We start from the raw sequence: 17,529 nt of genomic DNA on the forward strand, positions 1-17,529 counted from the left end.
GCAGCGGGGCCGGCCACTGCTGCCATTTCACCTTCACCTGGGCCTCCGCCGTAAGCGGGAAAAGCAGGGAAAAGAGCGAGATAATAAAAGGAAACGTTTTACGCATAAGTGCCGGAAATTGATTTGAGAACCGGCTGAAAAACAAGGTTTTCAGACATCTCCAGTTGCCGCAAATAAAGTACCATCCGGGCCTGAGCGACGCCAGTTTTTATTTTTTGGTTATTTTCGGCCTTAATTTTCGGACATTGATTTCCGGAAGTCCTTTACCTCGCCGGGAGTGGTGTTGGATGGGTTGTGGGGGCGGGAAGGCGTCAAAGTAAGTTGTTGCTGGTTGGGGCCAGGAGCGACCACCCCCCGGCCTCCTCCTGGTTAAGGAGGGGTGGCTTCGCAGAGTTTCAAATGCGCAGCGCGCTCCTGTTAAGGGGCTGGGGCTATCCCTCGACGTGGTTTTTCCTCCCGAAGCGGTTTGTCATCCCGACGCAGGAAGGACCCTGTGGCTCAATGACAAACTGGAGTTCTCAGGCACCAGATCCCTCGTTCCCCGGGATGACAAAAAGGGCGGAGCACTCCCCCTGCTTACTAAGGAGGTCCAGGCTTTGAAGGATGTTGAACAGGGCAAAGCCCCTCTCCCTTACAAAGGAGGGCCGGGCCGACGCTTCGGGTTGGGGGTGGTTTTACGGATAAATCAGATACTTCTTCCGCATTTCCTTGTACTGCCCTAATCCCGGCTCCCAGGTTTTCCGAATGGCGGCTTCGTCGAGTCCGGCCCGGAGCTGAAGCCTGAGCTGGTCGCTGCCGTACAGCCTGTCGATGTAGTTGGTCGGCAGGAAAAACTTGTCCTTGTCGGCGGCCTTGTTATAAAAGTCGAGGAGGTATTTCAGCGAAAGCCCCAGCCGGGTGGCGTCCGTGCCCGACAGGTCGAGTCCGTAGCAGAGTTTGCCTTCCTGGGGCGGATTGACGGCCCCCGGTTTATCGGCCGGGGTGAACTGGTACGGCCCGAACCTCGGGTTGCCCGGCCCCCCGATCACCTGAAACTGCTTGTCGGTTCCGCGCCCCACACTCACGATCGTCCCCTCGAACAGACAGAGCGTCGGATAAAGCCGGATGGCCTGCTGGTTGGGCAGGTTGGGCGAGGGAGCCACGGGCAGCGTGTAATCCATCTGGTGATTATAGAATTTCATCGGGACTACCGTCAGCGGGCAGAGCAGCTTCGGGTTGGTGTCGGCCCCCTGAAGCCAGCGCTCCCCGTTGATCATCCGGGCCAGTTCACCTACCGTCAGACCGTGCAGGATCGGAATGGGATGCATGCCGACAAACGACCGGTATTTCGGGTCCAGGATCGGCCCGTCGACGTAGCGGCCGTTGGGATTCGGGCGGTCGAGGACGATCAGCGGCTTGTTGTTTTCGGCGCAGGCCTCCATGGCATAATGCATGGTGCTGATGTAGGTGTAGAACCGCGTTCCGACGTCCTGAATGTCGAAGAGGAGCACATCCAGCGTGTCGAGCATGGCTTTGGAGGGTTTGCGGTTGGCTCCGTAGAGGGAGACGATCGGCACCCCGGTCCGGATGTCGCGCCCGTCGGCGATGGTTTCTCCGTCGGTAGCCTGCCCCCGGAAGCCGTGTTCCGGGGCGAGGATGGCTTTTACGGTCACCCCCCGGGCAATCAGGCTATCGACGAGGTGGTTCCGGCCGACGACCGAGGTATGATTGACGATCAGCCCGACACGTTTGCCCTGAAGCGCCGGCAGAAAAAGGTCCATCTGTTCGGCCCCTAGCACGATGCCGCCGGAGCGGGAATCGGCCGTTGCCCGATCTCCGGATTTTGCGGAAGACCGGCCGTTCTGGGCCTGGCAGCCGACGGAAAGGAGAAGGGTGGCGACAAAGGTGAGGACAAGGAGGAGTTTCCCGTTGGAGGTCATGGTAGCGAGATCGTTTCTGTCAGATTCGGTTGATGGTACCGTCAGGACGGTCTACCGCAAAGGTAACCGAAATGAGACAAGAAAGGACCCGCCGACCGGAAAAGGGAAGTAAAAACCAAATCCCATCCAGCCGGTAACAACGCAGTATTTACTGAAAGTTTTTTGAACGATCCCCTATATAGGCCGTCCGGAATGATCCGGTCACAGATGCGTAAACAGCGGCAGCAGGTGCGCGTAATGCAATTGCCGGCCCTTCATGGTTTTCAATTGAACCAGATAGGAGGTATGCCAGATAATGTCGTGGTATTCATGAATGTAGACCCCGATCGGCTCGATTTCATGCACCTCGCTTAAATCCGTAAGGCGGTCGAGCCCTTCCTGAATGGAAGGGCATGGAAGCAGTTTGTACTCTTTCCGGAAGCAATAAACAATAAAATTTTTCATGGCAGGTCTATCATTTTTAAGACAGAAAAAGAATGATGGGTAAGTTCTGTTTTCAAACCGCATGAACTACCCCTCCACCGATCCGGCAGGGAAAGTTCTTTCTAAAAGATAAAACCGTGTCAAATGAATCCCGGCGGGTTGGGCCGGAACAGGGTGGTCAGGCAGCTTATATCACGAAGGTAATATTTTTTTGGATATTTTAAATTTACCCGATTGATACGATAAAGAAATCAGATCGAATTTATTTAACGTAATCTATTGACTTACCTACAGTTAATCAATTATGTCCGTTAATCGGAGTCAACCGTCTGCCTGGGTATGGACGTATCTGTCCTGCTTCCACCCTTCTGAACCGGGAATCCCCTATGGAACCGCTTCAATCACCGGAAACGGCCTCTCCCCCTGGTTCCGATAATTGCCCGTCGGCTACATTGATCCCTGATATTCCGTTGAAGCCGCCCCGACCGGACCTATCCGGCGGCTTTGGCTTCTTGCGGATTCTTTATAGCTTGCCTTCTTACAAAAAAAGGACAGAGAAAAAAAGAACAACCCGGCCGATTGAGCCGGGCCTTGTTTTTTTACGGCATCCGTCCATAGTTTTGCGCGGAAAGCCGTTTTACCAATGGTATTCCGACCGGCGCCGATTCGTCCGGCTAACGAACAATTTCCGAAGTTTAAACGCGCACACCGCCCCTTGAACGTCCCATATTTCATTGCCCGGCGCATTCGCCATACGCCGACGTCCAGTTTTTCGTCCACCGTTACCCGGGTCGGCATCGCGAGCATTGCCATTGGGCTGGCGGTGATTCTGATCGCGTTTGCGGTTCTTTTCGGGTTCAAGCAGGCCATTCAGCAGAAAATCTTCGTATTCGGCGCCCACATTACGGTTTCGAAATTCTCTCTCAACAATTCGTACGAGGAGCCGCCCCTCCCCCTTCGGACCCCGCTGTATGGACAGGCCCGGTCGATCGGGGGCCTTCGGCACATTCAGGCCGTCGCCACCAAGGCCGGCATGCTGAAAACCCCCGACGAACTTTCCGGCGCGGTGCTGAAGGGCGTCGGCCGGGATTATGACTGGGACCTGTTCCGGAGCGCTCTGGTAGCCGGGTCCATCCCCCGTTTCGACCGAGACACCTCGGATTGCAGTCCCGACTACTCCTGCCGGGTCCTGATCAGCAAACGCATATCGGACCGGATGCAGCTGGGCGTCGGGCAGGACGTGGTCATGTATTTTATCGGGAACACCCTGCGGCCGCGCAGGCTGAACGTGGTGGGGATCTACGAAACCGGCCTGGAGGAAGTCGACAACGTCATGGTGATCGGCGACCTGCGGCTCATCCAGCGCATCAACAACTGGGGGCCGGATTCGGTGGGCAGCTACGAGATCTTCGTGAACGACTTCGATAAACTGAACGATACGTACGGGGGCGTCCGGAAGATGGCTTCGGCGGATATGCGGCCGGTTCGGGTGACGGACACCTACCGGCCCCTGTTCGACTGGATGCTCCTGCTGGACCAGAATACCGCCATTTTCATGGCCCTGATTCTGTTTGTGGCCGGGTTCAACATGGTGGCCATCCTGCTGGTGCTGATGATGGAACGGACGCCCATGATCGGGCTTTTCAAGGCTTTCGGCAGCACCGACAACCTCATCCGGCGGGTTTTCTGGCACGTGGGCCTCAACATCGTCGTCCGGGGCCTGCCCCTCGGCAACCTGATCGGCATCGGCCTTTGCGCCCTCCAATACTACTTCAGGGTCATTCCGCTCGACCCCCGGAATTATTACATGAACACCGTTCCCATCGCCTGGGATATTCCGGTGATCGTGCTGGTGAACGTGGCCACCATCGCCATGATCGGACTGGTCCTGTGGCTCTCCACGCTCATCATCACCCGCATCGAGCCGGTCAAGGCTCTGGTATTCAAAAAATAAGCCGGATTGGAAACGGCTCTCCCGACCCGTTTCCAATCCGGCTATACCGGTATTGATCCTGCTCAGTACCGCTCCACCCGCAGCCGGGACACCCCGCCCTGGTAGTGAATGTTGATTTTCTTCGGACTGGCGCCGTAGCCCGGCGTCTGGTGAACCCCGCCCCCGATTTCGTCGAAACCGTCCAGCCTCTTGACGTTCAGGGCGCCTTCGGTTTCAATCTGACAGCCCACGGTTTTCGGGATTTTCAGCGTCACCGACGCCACCCCCGACTCGATCCGGACCTCCGAGGTCGGCGCCCGGTCGCCCAGTTTCAGGTCCACGTCGGCGGCCCCGGCTTCCAGCCGGACCGAACTGACCGTATACGGACTGAGGTCGAATTCGGCCTGTCCGGCTCCGATGCCGAAGTTGAACGACCAGCTTGGAGCGGAATTGAGCCGGAGATCCACCCGGTTGACCAGTTCCCCGGATTTAAGTTTGATTTCCTCGTCCTCCAGCTTCAGTTCGATATCGGCCGTCCGGTTTTCCGGATTCCGGCTCACGGACATGCTGTAGTTGCTGACGCTCATGCGGGTATCCGCTTCGATGAGGCTGTCGGAGGGGGCTCCGATCACGAACCGCCCGGCCCCGCTTTCAAACTTCAGAACCGCCTGCTGCACCCCGGCATCCATCGGTTCGGCGATATGGTTGGTGCGGACCGTAACGTTCGGCTCGTCGGATTCGGCGTCCGGGTCGTGGTCGTCATCATGATCCCCATTATCCCCGTCGTCGTGAAAATGCTCTTCGTGGTCGGAGTCGTCGTTGTCATGCCGGTATTCCCAGCGGTCGCCGTCCCAGTTGTTCCGGCCGAAGGCCGCCACGACGGCCAGCGGCACGGATACCGCCAGCAGAATGGTGGTCACCACGGCGGCTCCGGAGTTCCGGCGGGAGAAGATGAGGTTGAGGCCGGCCAGGATAATCAGGACAGGCCAGAATCTGGAGAAGAATTCCCAGTCGATGTAGAACCAGCCGTAATTCTGGCCCAGAAAAACCACCCCGAGCGTGATGAGGGCGATCCCCCAGAATAATCCGTTTCGATTCATGGCAGATCAGAGGGGTTGATTGGGGTTGCCGGGGTTATTCGGAGTGCCGGGCGAGTACGGGTCGGTCGGGCCGGAGTTGTACGTCGTCCCGGTGTTGGTATCCGTATGGTAAGGGTCTTTATGATCCGGTCCGTCGTGGCGGTTGCGGTCCTTGACGATCAGCCAGATACCCAATCCAATCAGGATGAGCGGCCAGAGGTCGCCGAAGCTGATGTCGAGCCAGCGGTCGAGCAGAAAGAGAAAACCGATGCCTACCAGGATGGCCCCGCCGACGACGTTGCCGTTACGTTCGTTTGAATTCATGGTCGTGAAATAATTAGTTGAGGGTTGTGATTGATACACGGGAATGAAGCCTGCGACCCGCTCCGGCAGTACGACCCAGAGGATCGCGTAAATAATCAGGGAGGGCACGTGCGGCACAAAGAAACCAAAAACGAACAGAAACCGGACAAGGGTTCTGTCGATATTGAAATAGGAAGCCAGACCGGCGGCTACCCCACCCAGCATGGCCTCATCGCGGATTCGTTCCAATCGTCTGTTCATCGTTTTGCGGTTGTTTGACGATGTAAACGTAGCCCAACACCCACGGTTTCACAATGGGTGTTTTAAGAATGGACGCCGGAACGGATGAACCCGGTATTTCGATCCATAGTTGGTAATACCTACTACTGTGTAAAACCAAGCAACCCTCTCCTACTCCTCCGTTTCGAGGGCTTCCAGAATATCCATCATCTCCCCGAACTCTTTGTTTCCGGGGCTTTCTTCGTCTCCGCCGGTCAGGGCGATGCCCTGAATGGGCAGTTCCGAAAGCAGTTCGTGGACGTTCCCGGCGCTCACGCCCGTTCCGAGCAGGACGGGATACCGGGCCGCCAGCCGCTGCAGGGCGGCTTTCAGCTCGTCGTCCAGCCGGATAGCTCCTTTGCTTTCCAGCAGAAAATAATCGGCCGGTGCGGGCGGGTCGTTCCGATCCCCGGCGGCAAACAGGGCGTCCAGCTGGTCCAGCGTCAGCTGCCCGAGGTCGGCTTTCAGGATGACCGGCCGGTCGAAGGATTTGAGATAAGGCACCAGGGCCGATTCCTCGACCTGCACGACATCCGGCTGATAGACGCCCAGCAACCGCTCGATCTCCAGCGGGTCGGTCGAGGTCGTCTCGCCGACGATATGAACCCCGGCCACCCACGACCGGATTTCGTTGAATTTTTCAGGGGCGACATACTGCTCGGTGCCGGCGTCCATGGAAAAGCCGAGCAGGTCGACGCCCATGCCGGCGCAGTACCGGGCATCGCTGAGGTTGGTGACGTTGCTGATCTTGACGGTTGTTCGGAGGGGCATTCTTTTCGATAAAGGTTGCCGGCAAATATCGGAAGTATTTGGCGAATTGACATTTTTTATAGAAGCCCTGAAGGGAAATATGAAAATCTGATTCCGGTTTGGAAATATGGATTGACCATCTATAAATTTAAAGGATTTGAACCGCTTCCGATTGCCCCATCTACCAATCAATCACCCTCTGCCTACCTATTTCAAAATCATTGATGAAAACCAAAAAAAGCCTGCCTAAAGCAAAAACCCTTGAAGAATGGGTTGGAGGAAAACAACTGTTTGCTCTCCTGTTTACCGATATCATCGGTTCGACGAGGCTGTGTAGTGAAATGGGGGATATCCGGTGGATGGACCTCCTGTTCAAGCACTTCAAGAAAGCCAGAACCCTGCTGAAAAAATACGACTGTTTTGAGGTAAAAATTATTGGAGATTCTTTCATGGTGGTATTTAACAACACCCTGGAAGCTTTAAAATTCGCGCTGGATTTCATCCGGGATACCGGTGACGAACAGATCAAAATCCGGGTGGGAATTCATGTCGGAGAAGCCCGGATTATCGGAAATGACATTTATGGAGGCATGGTAAACTATGCCAGCCGGGTGACGAAATGGCATCAGGAGGAAGGCATTGGGTTAAGCAACTCTGCGAAAGAGGGAATCCAGGCTTACCTGGGGCGAAAGGAAACCGAACAGAAATTCATCAAGGTAACGCATAAATTCCACGACTTCGACGACCCGAAAGAACTTTGGAAGTATAACCTGGATACCCTTTGGGACCACCGGATCAAGCAGGAATTCCCATCGCTCGAAGAAATCAATGAGGTAAACGCGGGCGGTACCTTCGGCTATTCGGTGGTAAACTCCTCGATCGATGATCTGATCTGGACGGCACAGATTGAAAAATCGGCCTATGGGGAAGACGCCATTCCCTATGACACCCTGAAAGAGTGGTATGACGTAAACAATACCGGCTTTTTTACCATCAAGGATAAACAGAACAAGCGGGTCGGCCATGTGAATTTTCTGCCGGTCCGGTTGGAAGGCCGGTCCTCGTTCCAGGATTTGATGGAGGGCCGAACAGTGGAGAAAGACCTGAAACCAACGGCCATTTTTTCCCCGGAGGAGAGGCCCGAAATTAAAGACCTCTATGTAGAGAGCATCCTTATCAACGAAGAGGATGTGGAGGTGCGGACCCGAATTATTTTCTATATGTTCAAGCTGCTGGATTCCATGCTGTTTAAAATTGCGGAACCCAAATCTATCCGGAGATTTTACGCGATGGCGGCTACGGGAGCCGGGGAAAGGTTTATCCGGCAGTTAGGCTTTGAAGTCATCCGTCCTTCGTTTGAGCGGGAGGATCAGCACAACTTCTTCTCCGCCAACTACAATGACGTCCGGGACAACATTCACCGATTGATCGGAAAATAGCCGACGACCGGCTTAAATCCGGTCTGGCTTCGCGGGAGAGGAATTGATTTTCCCAAACCACTGTTATGATGTATCTTTACGGAGGTTTCGGAGGGAGTATCCTCTGAAACCTTTTTTGATTCATTCTAACCGTCGCAGGGCTTTGAACCCTGGCAGATACCATGAGTAAACACGGACGAATTCTGGTCGCCATGAGTGGCGGCATCGATTCCTCGCTGGCGGCCGTCATGCTGCACGAGGAAGGCTACGAGGTCATCGGTATGACCATGAAAACCTGGGACTATGCTTCCTCCGGAGGAAGCAAAAAAGAAACCGGCTGCTGCAGCCTCGACTCCATCAACGACGCCCGCAACATCGCCGTCAGCCTCGGTTTCCCGCATTATATCCTGGACATCCGCTCCGAGTTCGGAGACTCGGTCATCGACCATTTTACGGACGAATACCTGGCCGGACGCACCCCGAACCCGTGCGTGCTCTGCAATACCCATATCAAGTGGGACGCCCTCCTGCGCCGGGCCGACCGTCTCGGCTGTGAACACATCGCCACCGGCCATTACGCCAACATCCGGCAGGAGGCCGGCCGGTTTGTGATTTCCAAAGGGGTGGATTCCCTGAAAGACCAATCCTACGTCCTCTGGGGCGTTTCGCAGGAAAGCCTCAGCCGGACCAAACTGCCGCTCGGCCACCTGCGGAAAACCGAAATCCGCGAAATGGCGAAAGAACGCGGTTTCATCGAACTGGTGACCAAATCGGAATCCTACGAAATCTGCTTCGTGCCCGACAACGACTATCGGGGCTTCCTGAAACGCCGGGTGCCCGGTCTGGAACAGGAGGTGGCCGGCGGCAATTTCGTGCTGGAAAACGGGACGGTCGTCGGCAAGCATCAGGGCTATCCGTTCTATACCATCGGCCAGCGGAAAGGCCTGGGCATTGCGCTCGGGTATCCCATTTTCGTCACCGACATCCGGAAGGACACCAACGAGGTGGTGCTGGGCGTCGATAAGGATCTTTTCCGGGACGGCATGATCGTCAGCCGGCTGAACCTTCAGAAATACGAAACCATCCGGGAGCCCCTCCAAACGGTGACGAAAGTCCGCTACAAAGACCCCGGCACCCCGGCCACCATTTCGCAGGAAGGCGAACAAATCCGGGTTCTGTTCGAGCAGGGCGTTTCGGCCATCGCGCCCGGACAGGCGGCCGTTTTCTACGAGGGCGACGATGTGATCGGCGGGGGCTGGATCATGAAAAGCTTTCGGCAGGACGCCGATAACCCCGTGTCCGCCACGGCAGACATCACCCTGTAAATCAATCACTTTAAACAATTCCCGACCGTCGGCTCCGGTTTGTCGGAGCCGACGGTCGGGAATCTGGTTCCAATGAAGCAGCTTTTTCAATCTTTCTTTAATTTGCTTGTACCAGCACTTTTATTCAGTTCCTGCCGCCCTGAACCGAACCGGCCGGCCGGTATCGACCCCGCGTATTTGCCGATGGAAACCGGGCGGTACTGGGTCTACGAGGTGACGGAACAGGAATTCCCGCTGGGTGCCGGGCCGCTCCGGAGGACGTATCAGTTCCGGGAACGGCTGGAAGCCTTACCCGACGGGCCTTCGGGGCAGAAGAACTTCCGGGTCCTGCGTTATCGCCGTTCCCTCGAAGGGCAGCCCTGGCAGCCCGACTCCGCCTTCATCCTCACCCGCCAGGAACACCTCATTCTTCGGACGGAACGCAACGTTTCGTACCTTATGCTCGTATTGTATGCTACGGAAGGGATTCGATGGAACGGAAATGCATACAATTTCCTTGATTCCGACGACTATGAGGTTCGCAATTTAGGCCGGACCTTCAGCGTTACCAATCAGAGCTTTCCGGAAACCGTAACGGTTATCCAACAAAATGATTCAACACGGGTTTCTCAGGATAGACGGCTTCAGGTTTATGCCCGAAATGTGGGGTTGATCTATCAGGAAATCATTCGATTACAGTTCTGCACCTCGCAGCCCTCCTGTATCGGAAAAGGGCAGATCGATTACGGCATCCGGCAGTGGGTCCGGATCAGGGAATACGGCATACAGTAAATACAGGCAACCGACCATGGCTTCCAAACTTCTACTCCTTCTTTCACTGACGCTGGGTCTGGTTTTTACCGGGCAGGCCCAGAACCGCAAATACCTGGTGCTGCTGAAAGATAAAGCCAACACCCCCTACGCCATCGGTCGGCCCGAACAGTTTCTGTCCCAGCGTGCCGTCGAACGGCGCCGGCGTCAGGGCATTCCGATTCTGGAAAGGGACTTGCCGGTCAATCCGGCCTACGTATCGGCCCTCCGGCAAACCGGGGCCAGAATCTGGTTTACCTCCCGCTGGGCCAATGCGGTGCTGGTCGAAACGACCGAAGCCAACCTGAGCACCCTCCGCAGCCTGCCTTTTGTCGCCGGTATCGAAGGCAACCGCTCCATCGGCAATGCCCGGGTCGGCTACGTGAGCTTCACCGGCAACCGGACCGACGGCAAACTGGAAACGGCCGACGAGCCCGGCCTTTACGGCACCTCGCGCGACCAGAACCTTCAGATCGGCGTCGATAAAATGCACACGCTGGGCTTTCGTGGCGAAGGGATGCTGGTCGCGATCCTCGACGCCGGGTTCCGGAATGCGAATCAGGTTCCTTATCTGCGACCGCTTTTTACCGAAAACCGGGTCGTCGGCACCTACGATTTCGTGAGGAAGGAAACCGCCGTTTATGAAGACGACGCCCACGGCCTGAATGTACTTTCCATCATGGCGGGCTACCAGGCCAATCAGCTGATCGGACCGGCCTATAAAGCCTCCTACCTCCTGCTCCGGACCGAGGATGCCTTCTCGGAAACGCCCGTCGAGGAAGCCAACTGGCTTTTCGGGGCCGAATTTGCCGACAGCACCGGCGCCGACGTCATCAACTCCTCGCTGGGTTACACCACCTTCGACGACCCGAGCCAGAACCATACCTATCAGGACCTCAACGGAAACAGAACCCTGATCACGAGAGCCGCCCGCTGGGCAGCCGAAGCCGGGATTCTGGTCGTGGTTTCGGCCGGGAACGAAGGCAACGACGCGTGGCAATACATCGGTGCCCCGGCGGATGCCTCCCCGATTCTGTCTATCGGCGCCGTCGACAACCAGGGCTTCCGGGCGCCCTTCAGTTCCCTCGGTCCCTCGGCCGACGGGCGCGTCAAACCGGACCTGGTGGCGATGGGGCTGGGAACGACGCTCGGAGTAGCCGGAGGCAGCATTTCCACCGGCAACGGAACCTCTTATTCCGCCCCGCTGGTGGCGGCCCTGGCGACCGGTTTCTGGCAGGCCAACCCCCGACTGACGGCCCAGCAGGTCATCGAGTGCCTGCGCCGGTCGGGCAGTCAGTTCGCGAAGCCGGACAACGAACTGGGTTACGGTATTCCGAATTTCGAGCGGGCCTCCGCCATTGCCGAAGAGTCTTACTCCCTGCTGATCTATCCCAACCCGTTCACCAGCGCCGACCGGATCACCGTCCAGTGGAACGAAATTCCGCTTCATCAGGATATTGACGCCGTCCTGACCAATTCGGCCGGGCAGGTGGTATGGCGTCAGAAATACACCTCCGACCGTCTGGCGGCTTTATCGTTCCAGTCGCTTGCTTTGTCCCCCGGCCTGTATTTTCTGACTCTTTCCTCCGAAAAGGCCAGACGAACGGTCAAACTGATGAAATACTGATCCAAACGACTTATGATTAAAGTCATTCAGGAAGACATCACCCGGCTTTCGGTGGACGCCATCGTCAATGCCGCCAATACGAGCCTGCTGGGCGGAGGTGGTGTGGACGGGGCCATCCATCGCGCGGCCGGGCCGGAACTGCTCGCCGAGTGCCGCACCCTGAACGGCTGCCCGACCGGAGAAGCCAAAATCACCAAAGGCTACCGGTTGTCCGCCCGGTTCGTCATTCATACGGTGGGGCCGATCTGGCGGGGTGGGCATTCGGGCGAATCCGAACTACTGGAAAGCTGTTACCGTCGCTCTCTCGAAATAGCCGCCGAACATGGCCTAACTTCCATGGCCTTTCCCAACATCAGCACCGGCGTGTACGGCTTTCCGAAAGACCGGGCGGCCCGGATTGCCGTCACCGCCGTTCGGCAGGCGCTGGCGCGGGAGACTTCGGTTCAGGAAGTGTATTTTGTCTGCTTCGACGCCGAAAACTTCCGGCTCTATCAAACCCTGCTGGCCCCCTTACCGCCCGAATCGGTACAGTCTTAATTCTTCCGCCGGTTTTCCCAGTAACCGGTCCCGGATCAGTTCGGCGGCCGTCACGCTGAACGTAATTCCATTGCCGCCGAAGCCAAGCGCAAAATAGCTGTTCGGGAACGCCGGGTGTTCTCCGATGTAGGGCAGGCCGTCTTTCGTCTCCCCGAACGTCCCGGCCCAGGCCTGATCGGGAATGAACGGAAGGTCCGGGAATAGCTGCCGGACCTGGTCGGTAAGCATTTCCTGTTTGGATTCGATCAGTTCGTCGCGAATGGCGGCATTGTTGAAGGGAATGTCTCCCCCTCCCACCAGCACCCGGTTGTCGTCGGTTGTTCGGAGGTAGAGATAAGGCCGTTGCGTGTCCCAGAGCAGAATGGAACGCAGTTCGGCCGGCAGGTTCGAAAACGGCTCGCTGGCAATGGCGAAGGTACTTTTCAGGTCCACCACCTTTTCAGGGAGCATCTCCTGAGACTCATAGCCGGTGCAGTAAACGATCTTCCGTGTATCGATCATGACCTGGCTCCCGGTGATGACCCGGGCACCCCGGTTGGTGTAATCAAGGGAAACGATCTCAACATGATCGAAGATCCGGAGGCCTTTGCGGACCGAGGCCCGGTGCAGGTCATGGGCAAACCGGTAGGCATCGATTTCGGCGGCATCCGACGAACAGATGGCTCCCACGGCCGCCAGCCCGAAACGGTTCCGCAGCGCCTTCCGGTCGAGCCATTCTACGGGAAAACCATGGTTCCGCCGGGTTTCGAATTCCTGACGAAGAAACTCCTCGTCGGCCTGGACGGCGGCCATATACAGGCTGTTTTTGCGGACGAAGCCGGACCGGCTTTTCAGCCCTTCCACAAGTTGTTCGATGGTTCGGATGGCTTTCCGGCAGGATTGGTAGGCCTGTACCGCATTCTCCTCCCCGATCATTGGAATCAGTTGATGCAGGGCGGTATCGATCTCGTACTGGAGCATGGCCGTGCTGGCTGCGGTGCTGCCGGTAGCGACGTCGCGCCTGTCGATCAGCACGACATCGAAACCGGCGCCGATCAGCGACCAGGCCATCAGGGCGCCGGTAATGCCGCCCCCGACGATCAGAACGTCGCAAGTCAGGGATTGGTGGAGGGAGGGATACGTCTGGATCAGGCCGTTTTTCAACAGCCAGAAAGGTTCTTTGGACCGGGTCTTCATATCAGCGTTTGTGAACCCAGCCTTAACGGACTGTTCATCCGTCTGGTTTTAAAACAAAAAACCACTCCGATCAGGAAGTGGTTTTTTGCAGAAAAGGCGGAGGATCAATTGCCTCCGGTAGATTCTTCCGGCTGGATCTTGGTAGCCACTTCGGCTTTCGCCGGAGCCGGGCTGACCAGTCGGTTCTGCTGTTTGTAATTCCGATTGGCGACCGAAGGGCCGGCCGGGACCGCGATGGCCGACTCGCGCATACCGCCCAGGCGCTGCTGCTCCCGGTAGCTGGCGATGTTCATGGCCGGCCGGCGTTTACGGGGGCGAAACTCAATGCTGGCTTCGGGCTCCCACCTGGCGGCTTCGGCGGCTTTGTTCGGATGTTTATAGTTCGACGTCGAATACGTCGGATCGTTTTTCAGTTTATCCTGCGCATTCACCGGCGTAGTCAAAGCTATCGCCAGCAAAACCGCACAGGTTATCGCGAACTTTTTCATAACAGGGAATGTGGTTTTGTTGCACTCGGCTCTAATATAACCTAAAATTCCCCTACTATGTTCTTAGTTTTTATGTTTTTTTCTTGCGAACCATGCGAAGGACCGATTCTTCCTCCGTAAAATCGGTTATTTCATCAAAATGAACCCAGCGAATCCCTTTGGTTTCGGCCGTTGGCCGGAACGGCTCGACGGGGTCGGCTTCCAGGCAGAAACGGATGTCATAATGCAGGTGTTCCGGTTCGTCACCGCGGGCCGGGATCGGGTGAATATCCACATCGAAAATACCTGGGCCCATGGTCCGAAGGTGGTTCAGGCCGGTTTCTTCCCCGGCCTCCCGCCGGGCGACCTGAAGAACATCCGGATTGCCGTCGGCGTGGCCGCCCGGCTGCAGCCAGCGGTCCAGCTTCCGATGATGAATCAGCACGACCGCATCCCGCTCCGGATTGACGATCCAGGCCGAACCGGTAATGTGACCCACCTTCAGGCTGCGCTCGAAGCAATCGGGGTACTGCCGGACAAATGCAATGATTTCCTGCCGCATTTTCTCCTCATGCGGATCGACGGACCGGTAGGTGGAAAGCAGGGTCAACAGAGGCTGGCGGTGCATGGGATTCGCTAAGAAGGAATAACCGTATTACCCGATCGGGTTTTCTTTTTCCGGCAAAATACTGCAATTTCGTCCGGTATTTTAAATCATCCTCGTCCCATACAATCATGAAGCAGTTTTTTCGGTACGGGGTCGTTCTGTGTCTGACCGCATCGACGGCCTCCGCCCAGCTCCGGCTCCCGCAGCCCAGTCCCGGCGCAACGGTGACCCAAACCATCGGCACGACGGATATTACGGTGAAATATTCCCGTCCCAGCGTGAAAGGCCGCCCGATCTTCGGTCAGCTGGTTCCTTACGGCAAGGTGTGGAGAACCGGCGCCAATGCCGCCACCAACCTGACCACCACCACCGATCTGATGGTGAAAGGCCAGCGGCTTCCGGCCGGCTCCTACTCGGTTTTCACCATCCCGAACCAGGAGGAATGGACACTCATTTTCAATAAAAACCTGACGGCTACGGCGGAGGAAGGCGCTCCGAACGGTTATAAAAAAGAGGAGGATGCGCTGCGTGTTCAGCTGAAACCGGAACGGATCTCCCCGCCCGCCGAATCGTTTGAGGTCAGCTTCAGCGACCTGACCGACAGTACCGGCCGGCTGAATCTGGCCTGGGCCGACGTGAAGGTCAGCGCCGATCTGATGGTGAACGTGACCGCCAATGCACAGGCCAGCATCGAGAAAGCCGTCGCCGAGAAACCCGAAGACCCCGGCATCCTTCAGGCCGCTGCCAACTGGAATCTTTCCAAAGGCCGCAACCTGAATCAGGCGCTGGCCTGGATCGATAAGTCGATCGGGCTGAAGGAGGGTTTCTACAACGTCTGGATCAAGGCGCAGATTCTGTCGAAAATGGGGAAAGCCGCCGAGGCCCTTCCCCTGGCGCAGAAGGCCCTGGCCCTCGGAGAAAGCTCGAAAGACCCGATCTTCGGATTTTTCAAGGATGCGATTCAAAAGGGCGTGACCGACTTCCAGGCCGCCATCCCGGCCGTTCCGCAGAACCAGAAAGGCAAAAAGAAAAAGGCCTGAAATAGCCGGTAACGAATAAAAAGAACCCCGCCGAAGCGGGGTTCTTTTTTGTACACCGCCACATTCCGGCTTTTTACCGCATTCCTTTTCATCGGGACACGGGGTTTTGTAGCTTTCGCAGGAAATACCCGATTCATGAGAAGCCGGATTACCGTCATTGCCGTTCACCTGGGATTTTGCCTCGCTTTTCTGGCCCTGCCCTACATCTTCGCGCCGGCCGGCTTTCCGGGGCTGGCCGGGCTCACCCGCAATCCGCACGAAAGAACCAATCTTCTCTCCTACCTGATGATGATCGGCTTCTTTTACCTCAACTACTACGTGCTGATTCCGAAGCTTTATTTCCGGAAACGATACGTCGCATTCGTAAGCGTCACCGTCCTCTGCTTTCTGATCATCATGGGTATGGTGGTGGTTCTCGACCGGCAGGATTTGCTTTCACCGGGCCGGATACCGGGTCTACCGCCCCGTGCCCGGGCCGGAAAACCGCCCTTCGGCTTTGAACTCAGCCATGCCCTGTTCCTGTTTCTGGTCGGCATTTTCGTGTCTCTGTCTCTCCAGATCAGCAACCGCCTGAAGGAAACCGAGCGATCCCGGCTGAACACGGAACTCTCCTACCTGAAGGCCCAGATCAACCCGCATTTCCTCTTCAACTCCCTGAACAGCATTTATTCGCTGGCGCTCGACAAGTCGGACCGGGCGCCCGATGCCATCGTCAAGCTGTCGTCCCTGATGCGGTACGTAATTCGGGATGCGGACCAGGAGCAGGTGCCGCTGGGCAAGGAACTGGAATATATTCAAAACTATATCGACCTCCAGAAATTGCGGCTCGACGATACCGTTCTGGTCGATCTGCAAACGGAATGTCGGCCCAACGGAAAACGGATTGCTCCCCTGATCCTGATTTCCTTCATCGAAAACGCCTTTAAATTCGGCGTCAATCCGGAGGAAAAATCGATGATCCGGATCGCAGTTTCCTGTGATGACGTGGCCCTCCGGCTGCTGGTTTACAATAAAAAGGTGCGGAACCCGGGGAATACGGATGCGGGCGGGATCGGAATTGAAAATACCCGCTCCCGGCTTCAGCTTCTTTATCCCGACCGCCACCGGCTGAGTCTCTCCGAGGGGCCGGACGATTTTTCAGTTGAACTCGAGCTGACTCTCGCATGATCCGAGCCATTGCCGTCGACGACGAACCGCCCGCCCTCCGGGTCCTGACCCACTTTTGCAGCCGGGTGGATTTCATCGACCTTCAAAAGACCTTTTCACGAACCGACGAGGCCCTGGACTACCTCCGGAATTTCCCGACGGATTTACTGTTCCTGGACATCAATATGCCGGCCATGTCCGGGATCGATTTCTACCAGGCCGTGCCGCAGCCGTCGATGGTGATCTTTACGACGGCCCATGCCGAATTTGCCGTGGAAGGTTTTACGCTCAATGCGGTGGATTATCTGCTCAAGCCGTTCACCTTCGAGCGGTTTCAGCAGGCTGTGGAAAAAGTGCTGAATTTCCAGCGGGTGCTGAACCAGCCCCAACCCGAAAAACCGGCTTTCTTGTACATCCGGGCGGATTACAGCCTGCATCAGATTGCGCTCGACGACATTCTGTTCATCGAAGGGCTGGACGATTATCTGCGGATTCACCTTCGCGAAGGCCGGCCGGTCGTAGCTCGCATGACGATGAAGGCGCTGCTCCAGAAGCTGCCCCCGGCGGATTTTATCCGGGTTCACCGGTCCTTCATCGTTTCGTTTCGCCGGATCGAGAACGTCCGGAACCGGATCATCACTCTGGCCGGGGAGGAAATTCCCATCGGGTCGAGCTATGAGGCCGAGTTTTTCAAACGGTTCAATCCGTAGA

The 17,529-nt window shown here is 56.7% G+C and carries 17 protein-coding genes; 9 read left to right on the forward strand and 8 right to left on the reverse strand.

Annotation, left to right across the window (positions count from 1 at the left end):
* Positions 1–674 precede the first annotated feature (674 nt).
* A complete protein-coding gene (locus DX909_RS09570; protein ID WP_128544950.1) occupies positions 675–1,919 on the reverse strand; it encodes an exo-beta-N-acetylmuramidase NamZ family protein in 1,245 nt (414 codons plus the stop codon).
* A gap of 201 nt (positions 1,920–2,120) precedes the next feature.
* Complete coding sequence (locus DX909_RS09575) at positions 2,121–2,363, reverse strand: hypothetical protein (RefSeq protein WP_128544951.1); 243 nt, start codon at positions 2,361–2,363, stop codon at positions 2,121–2,123.
* A gap of 694 nt (positions 2,364–3,057) precedes the next feature.
* On the opposite strand from DX909_RS09575, the gene DX909_RS09580 reads away from it, so the two are divergent.
* Complete coding sequence (locus DX909_RS09580) at positions 3,058–4,296, forward strand: ABC transporter permease (RefSeq protein ID WP_128544952.1); 1,239 nt, start codon at positions 3,058–3,060, stop codon at positions 4,294–4,296.
* A gap of 62 nt (positions 4,297–4,358) precedes the next feature.
* Here the strand turns inward: DX909_RS09580 and DX909_RS09585 are convergent, their stop codons facing one another.
* The 3 genes from DX909_RS09585 to trpF form a co-directional block, all read right to left on the reverse strand.
* Positions 4,359–5,375 (reverse strand): toast rack family protein, encoded by a 1,017-nt coding sequence (locus DX909_RS09585; RefSeq protein WP_128544953.1) that lies wholly within the window; start codon positions 5,373–5,375, stop codon positions 4,359–4,361.
* A gap of 6 nt (positions 5,376–5,381) precedes the next feature.
* Positions 5,382–5,918 (reverse strand): PspC domain-containing protein, encoded by a 537-nt coding sequence (locus tag DX909_RS09590; RefSeq protein ID WP_128544954.1) that lies wholly within the window; start codon positions 5,916–5,918, stop codon positions 5,382–5,384.
* Positions 5,919–6,068: 150 nt separating this feature from the next.
* Entirely contained in the window at positions 6,069–6,707 is a 639-nt protein-coding gene (trpF, locus tag DX909_RS09595; RefSeq protein WP_128544955.1) for a phosphoribosylanthranilate isomerase, read from the reverse strand.
* A gap of 203 nt (positions 6,708–6,910) precedes the next feature.
* Between trpF and DX909_RS09600 the strand changes: the two genes are divergently transcribed.
* From DX909_RS09600 to DX909_RS09620, 5 genes are all read left to right on the forward strand, one after another.
* The gene (locus tag DX909_RS09600) at positions 6,911–8,125 is read left to right on the forward strand and encodes an adenylate/guanylate cyclase domain-containing protein (protein ID WP_128544956.1); all 1,215 of its coding nucleotides are present in this window, start codon (positions 6,911–6,913) and stop codon (positions 8,123–8,125) included.
* A gap of 161 nt (positions 8,126–8,286) precedes the next feature.
* Positions 8,287–9,429 carry a tRNA 2-thiouridine(34) synthase MnmA gene (gene mnmA, locus DX909_RS09605; RefSeq protein ID WP_128544957.1) on the forward strand — a complete coding sequence of 381 codons (1,143 nt, stop codon included), beginning with the start codon at positions 8,287–8,289 and terminating at the stop codon, positions 9,427–9,429.
* Positions 9,430–9,612: 183 nt separating this feature from the next.
* Positions 9,613–10,200 carry a hypothetical protein gene (locus DX909_RS09610; RefSeq protein WP_128544958.1) on the forward strand — a complete coding sequence of 196 codons (588 nt, stop codon included), beginning with the start codon at positions 9,613–9,615 and terminating at the stop codon, positions 10,198–10,200.
* Between the two features lie 16 nt (positions 10,201–10,216).
* Complete coding sequence (locus DX909_RS09615; RefSeq protein WP_128544959.1) at positions 10,217–11,845, forward strand: S8 family serine peptidase; 1,629 nt, start codon at positions 10,217–10,219, stop codon at positions 11,843–11,845.
* 12 nt (positions 11,846–11,857) lie between these two features.
* Positions 11,858–12,382, forward strand: coding sequence for an O-acetyl-ADP-ribose deacetylase (locus DX909_RS09620; protein ID WP_128544960.1), 525 nt, complete (start codon positions 11,858–11,860; stop codon positions 12,380–12,382).
* Here the strand turns inward: DX909_RS09620 and DX909_RS09625 are convergent.
* From DX909_RS09625 to DX909_RS09635, 3 genes are all read right to left on the reverse strand, one after another.
* The gene (locus tag DX909_RS09625; protein WP_128544961.1) at positions 12,356–13,558 is read right to left on the reverse strand and encodes an NAD(P)/FAD-dependent oxidoreductase; all 1,203 of its coding nucleotides are present in this window, start codon (positions 13,556–13,558) and stop codon (positions 12,356–12,358) included. The genes DX909_RS09620 and DX909_RS09625 overlap by 27 nt on opposite strands.
* A gap of 104 nt (positions 13,559–13,662) precedes the next feature.
* Complete coding sequence (locus tag DX909_RS09630; protein ID WP_128544962.1) at positions 13,663–14,046, reverse strand: hypothetical protein; 384 nt, start codon at positions 14,044–14,046, stop codon at positions 13,663–13,665.
* 70 nt (positions 14,047–14,116) lie between these two features.
* A complete protein-coding gene (locus tag DX909_RS09635) occupies positions 14,117–14,653 on the reverse strand; it encodes an NUDIX hydrolase (protein WP_128544963.1) in 537 nt (178 codons plus the stop codon).
* Positions 14,654–14,760: 107 nt separating this feature from the next.
* Here DX909_RS09635 and DX909_RS09640 point away from each other — a divergent pair, with 107 nt between their 5' ends.
* The 3 genes from DX909_RS09640 (at position 14,761) to DX909_RS09650 (ending at position 17,528) form a co-directional block, all read left to right on the forward strand.
* Positions 14,761–15,672, forward strand: a complete 912-nt coding sequence (locus DX909_RS09640) for a DUF2911 domain-containing protein (protein WP_128544964.1) — start codon at positions 14,761–14,763, stop codon at positions 15,670–15,672.
* Between the two features lie 135 nt (positions 15,673–15,807).
* Positions 15,808–16,839, forward strand: a complete 1,032-nt coding sequence (locus tag DX909_RS09645) for a sensor histidine kinase (RefSeq protein ID WP_128544965.1) — start codon at positions 15,808–15,810, stop codon at positions 16,837–16,839.
* Entirely contained in the window at positions 16,836–17,528 is a 693-nt protein-coding gene (locus DX909_RS09650; RefSeq protein ID WP_128544966.1) for a LytR/AlgR family response regulator transcription factor, read from the forward strand. The genes DX909_RS09645 and DX909_RS09650 overlap by 4 nt, the downstream gene beginning before the upstream one ends.
* Position 17,529 lies beyond the last annotated feature (1 nt).

The organism is Larkinella soli, assembly GCF_003703975.1.
GTDB lineage: Bacteria > Bacteroidota > Bacteroidia > Cytophagales > Spirosomataceae > Larkinella > Larkinella soli.

What these genes read in the sequence shown, in the direction of transcription:
- DX909_RS09590 (WP_128544954.1), bottom strand. Translation starts at nt 5,918, where the DNA reads ATGAACAGACGATTGGAACGAATCCGCGATGAGGCCATGCTGGGTGGG.
- DX909_RS09585 (WP_128544953.1), bottom strand. Translation starts at nt 5,375, where the DNA reads ATGAATCGAAACGGATTATTCTGGGGGATCGCCCTCATCACGCTCGGG.
- DX909_RS09645 (WP_128544965.1), top strand. Translation starts at nt 15,808, where the DNA reads ATGAGAAGCCGGATTACCGTCATTGCCGTTCACCTGGGATTTTGCCTC.
- mnmA (WP_128544957.1), top strand. Translation starts at nt 8,287, where the DNA reads ATGAGTAAACACGGACGAATTCTGGTCGCCATGAGTGGCGGCATCGAT.
- DX909_RS09615 (WP_128544959.1), top strand. Translation starts at nt 10,217, where the DNA reads ATGGCTTCCAAACTTCTACTCCTTCTTTCACTGACGCTGGGTCTGGTT.
- DX909_RS09620 (WP_128544960.1), top strand. Translation starts at nt 11,858, where the DNA reads ATGATTAAAGTCATTCAGGAAGACATCACCCGGCTTTCGGTGGACGCC.
- DX909_RS09630 (WP_128544962.1), bottom strand. Translation starts at nt 14,046, where the DNA reads ATGAAAAAGTTCGCGATAACCTGTGCGGTTTTGCTGGCGATAGCTTTG.
- trpF (WP_128544955.1), bottom strand. Translation starts at nt 6,707, where the DNA reads ATGCCCCTCCGAACAACCGTCAAGATCAGCAACGTCACCAACCTCAGC.
- DX909_RS09650 (WP_128544966.1), top strand. Translation starts at nt 16,836, where the DNA reads ATGATCCGAGCCATTGCCGTCGACGACGAACCGCCCGCCCTCCGGGTC.
- DX909_RS09610 (WP_128544958.1), top strand. Translation starts at nt 9,613, where the DNA reads ATGGAAACCGGGCGGTACTGGGTCTACGAGGTGACGGAACAGGAATTC.
- DX909_RS09640 (WP_128544964.1), top strand. Translation starts at nt 14,761, where the DNA reads ATGAAGCAGTTTTTTCGGTACGGGGTCGTTCTGTGTCTGACCGCATCG.
- DX909_RS09625 (WP_128544961.1), bottom strand. Translation starts at nt 13,558, where the DNA reads ATGAAGACCCGGTCCAAAGAACCTTTCTGGCTGTTGAAAAACGGCCTG.
- DX909_RS09635 (WP_128544963.1), bottom strand. Translation starts at nt 14,653, where the DNA reads ATGCACCGCCAGCCTCTGTTGACCCTGCTTTCCACCTACCGGTCCGTC.
- DX909_RS09600 (WP_128544956.1), top strand. Translation starts at nt 6,911, where the DNA reads ATGAAAACCAAAAAAAGCCTGCCTAAAGCAAAAACCCTTGAAGAATGG.
- DX909_RS09575 (WP_128544951.1), bottom strand. Translation starts at nt 2,363, where the DNA reads ATGAAAAATTTTATTGTTTATTGCTTCCGGAAAGAGTACAAACTGCTT.
- DX909_RS09570 (WP_128544950.1), bottom strand. Translation starts at nt 1,919, where the DNA reads ATGACCTCCAACGGGAAACTCCTCCTTGTCCTCACCTTTGTCGCCACC.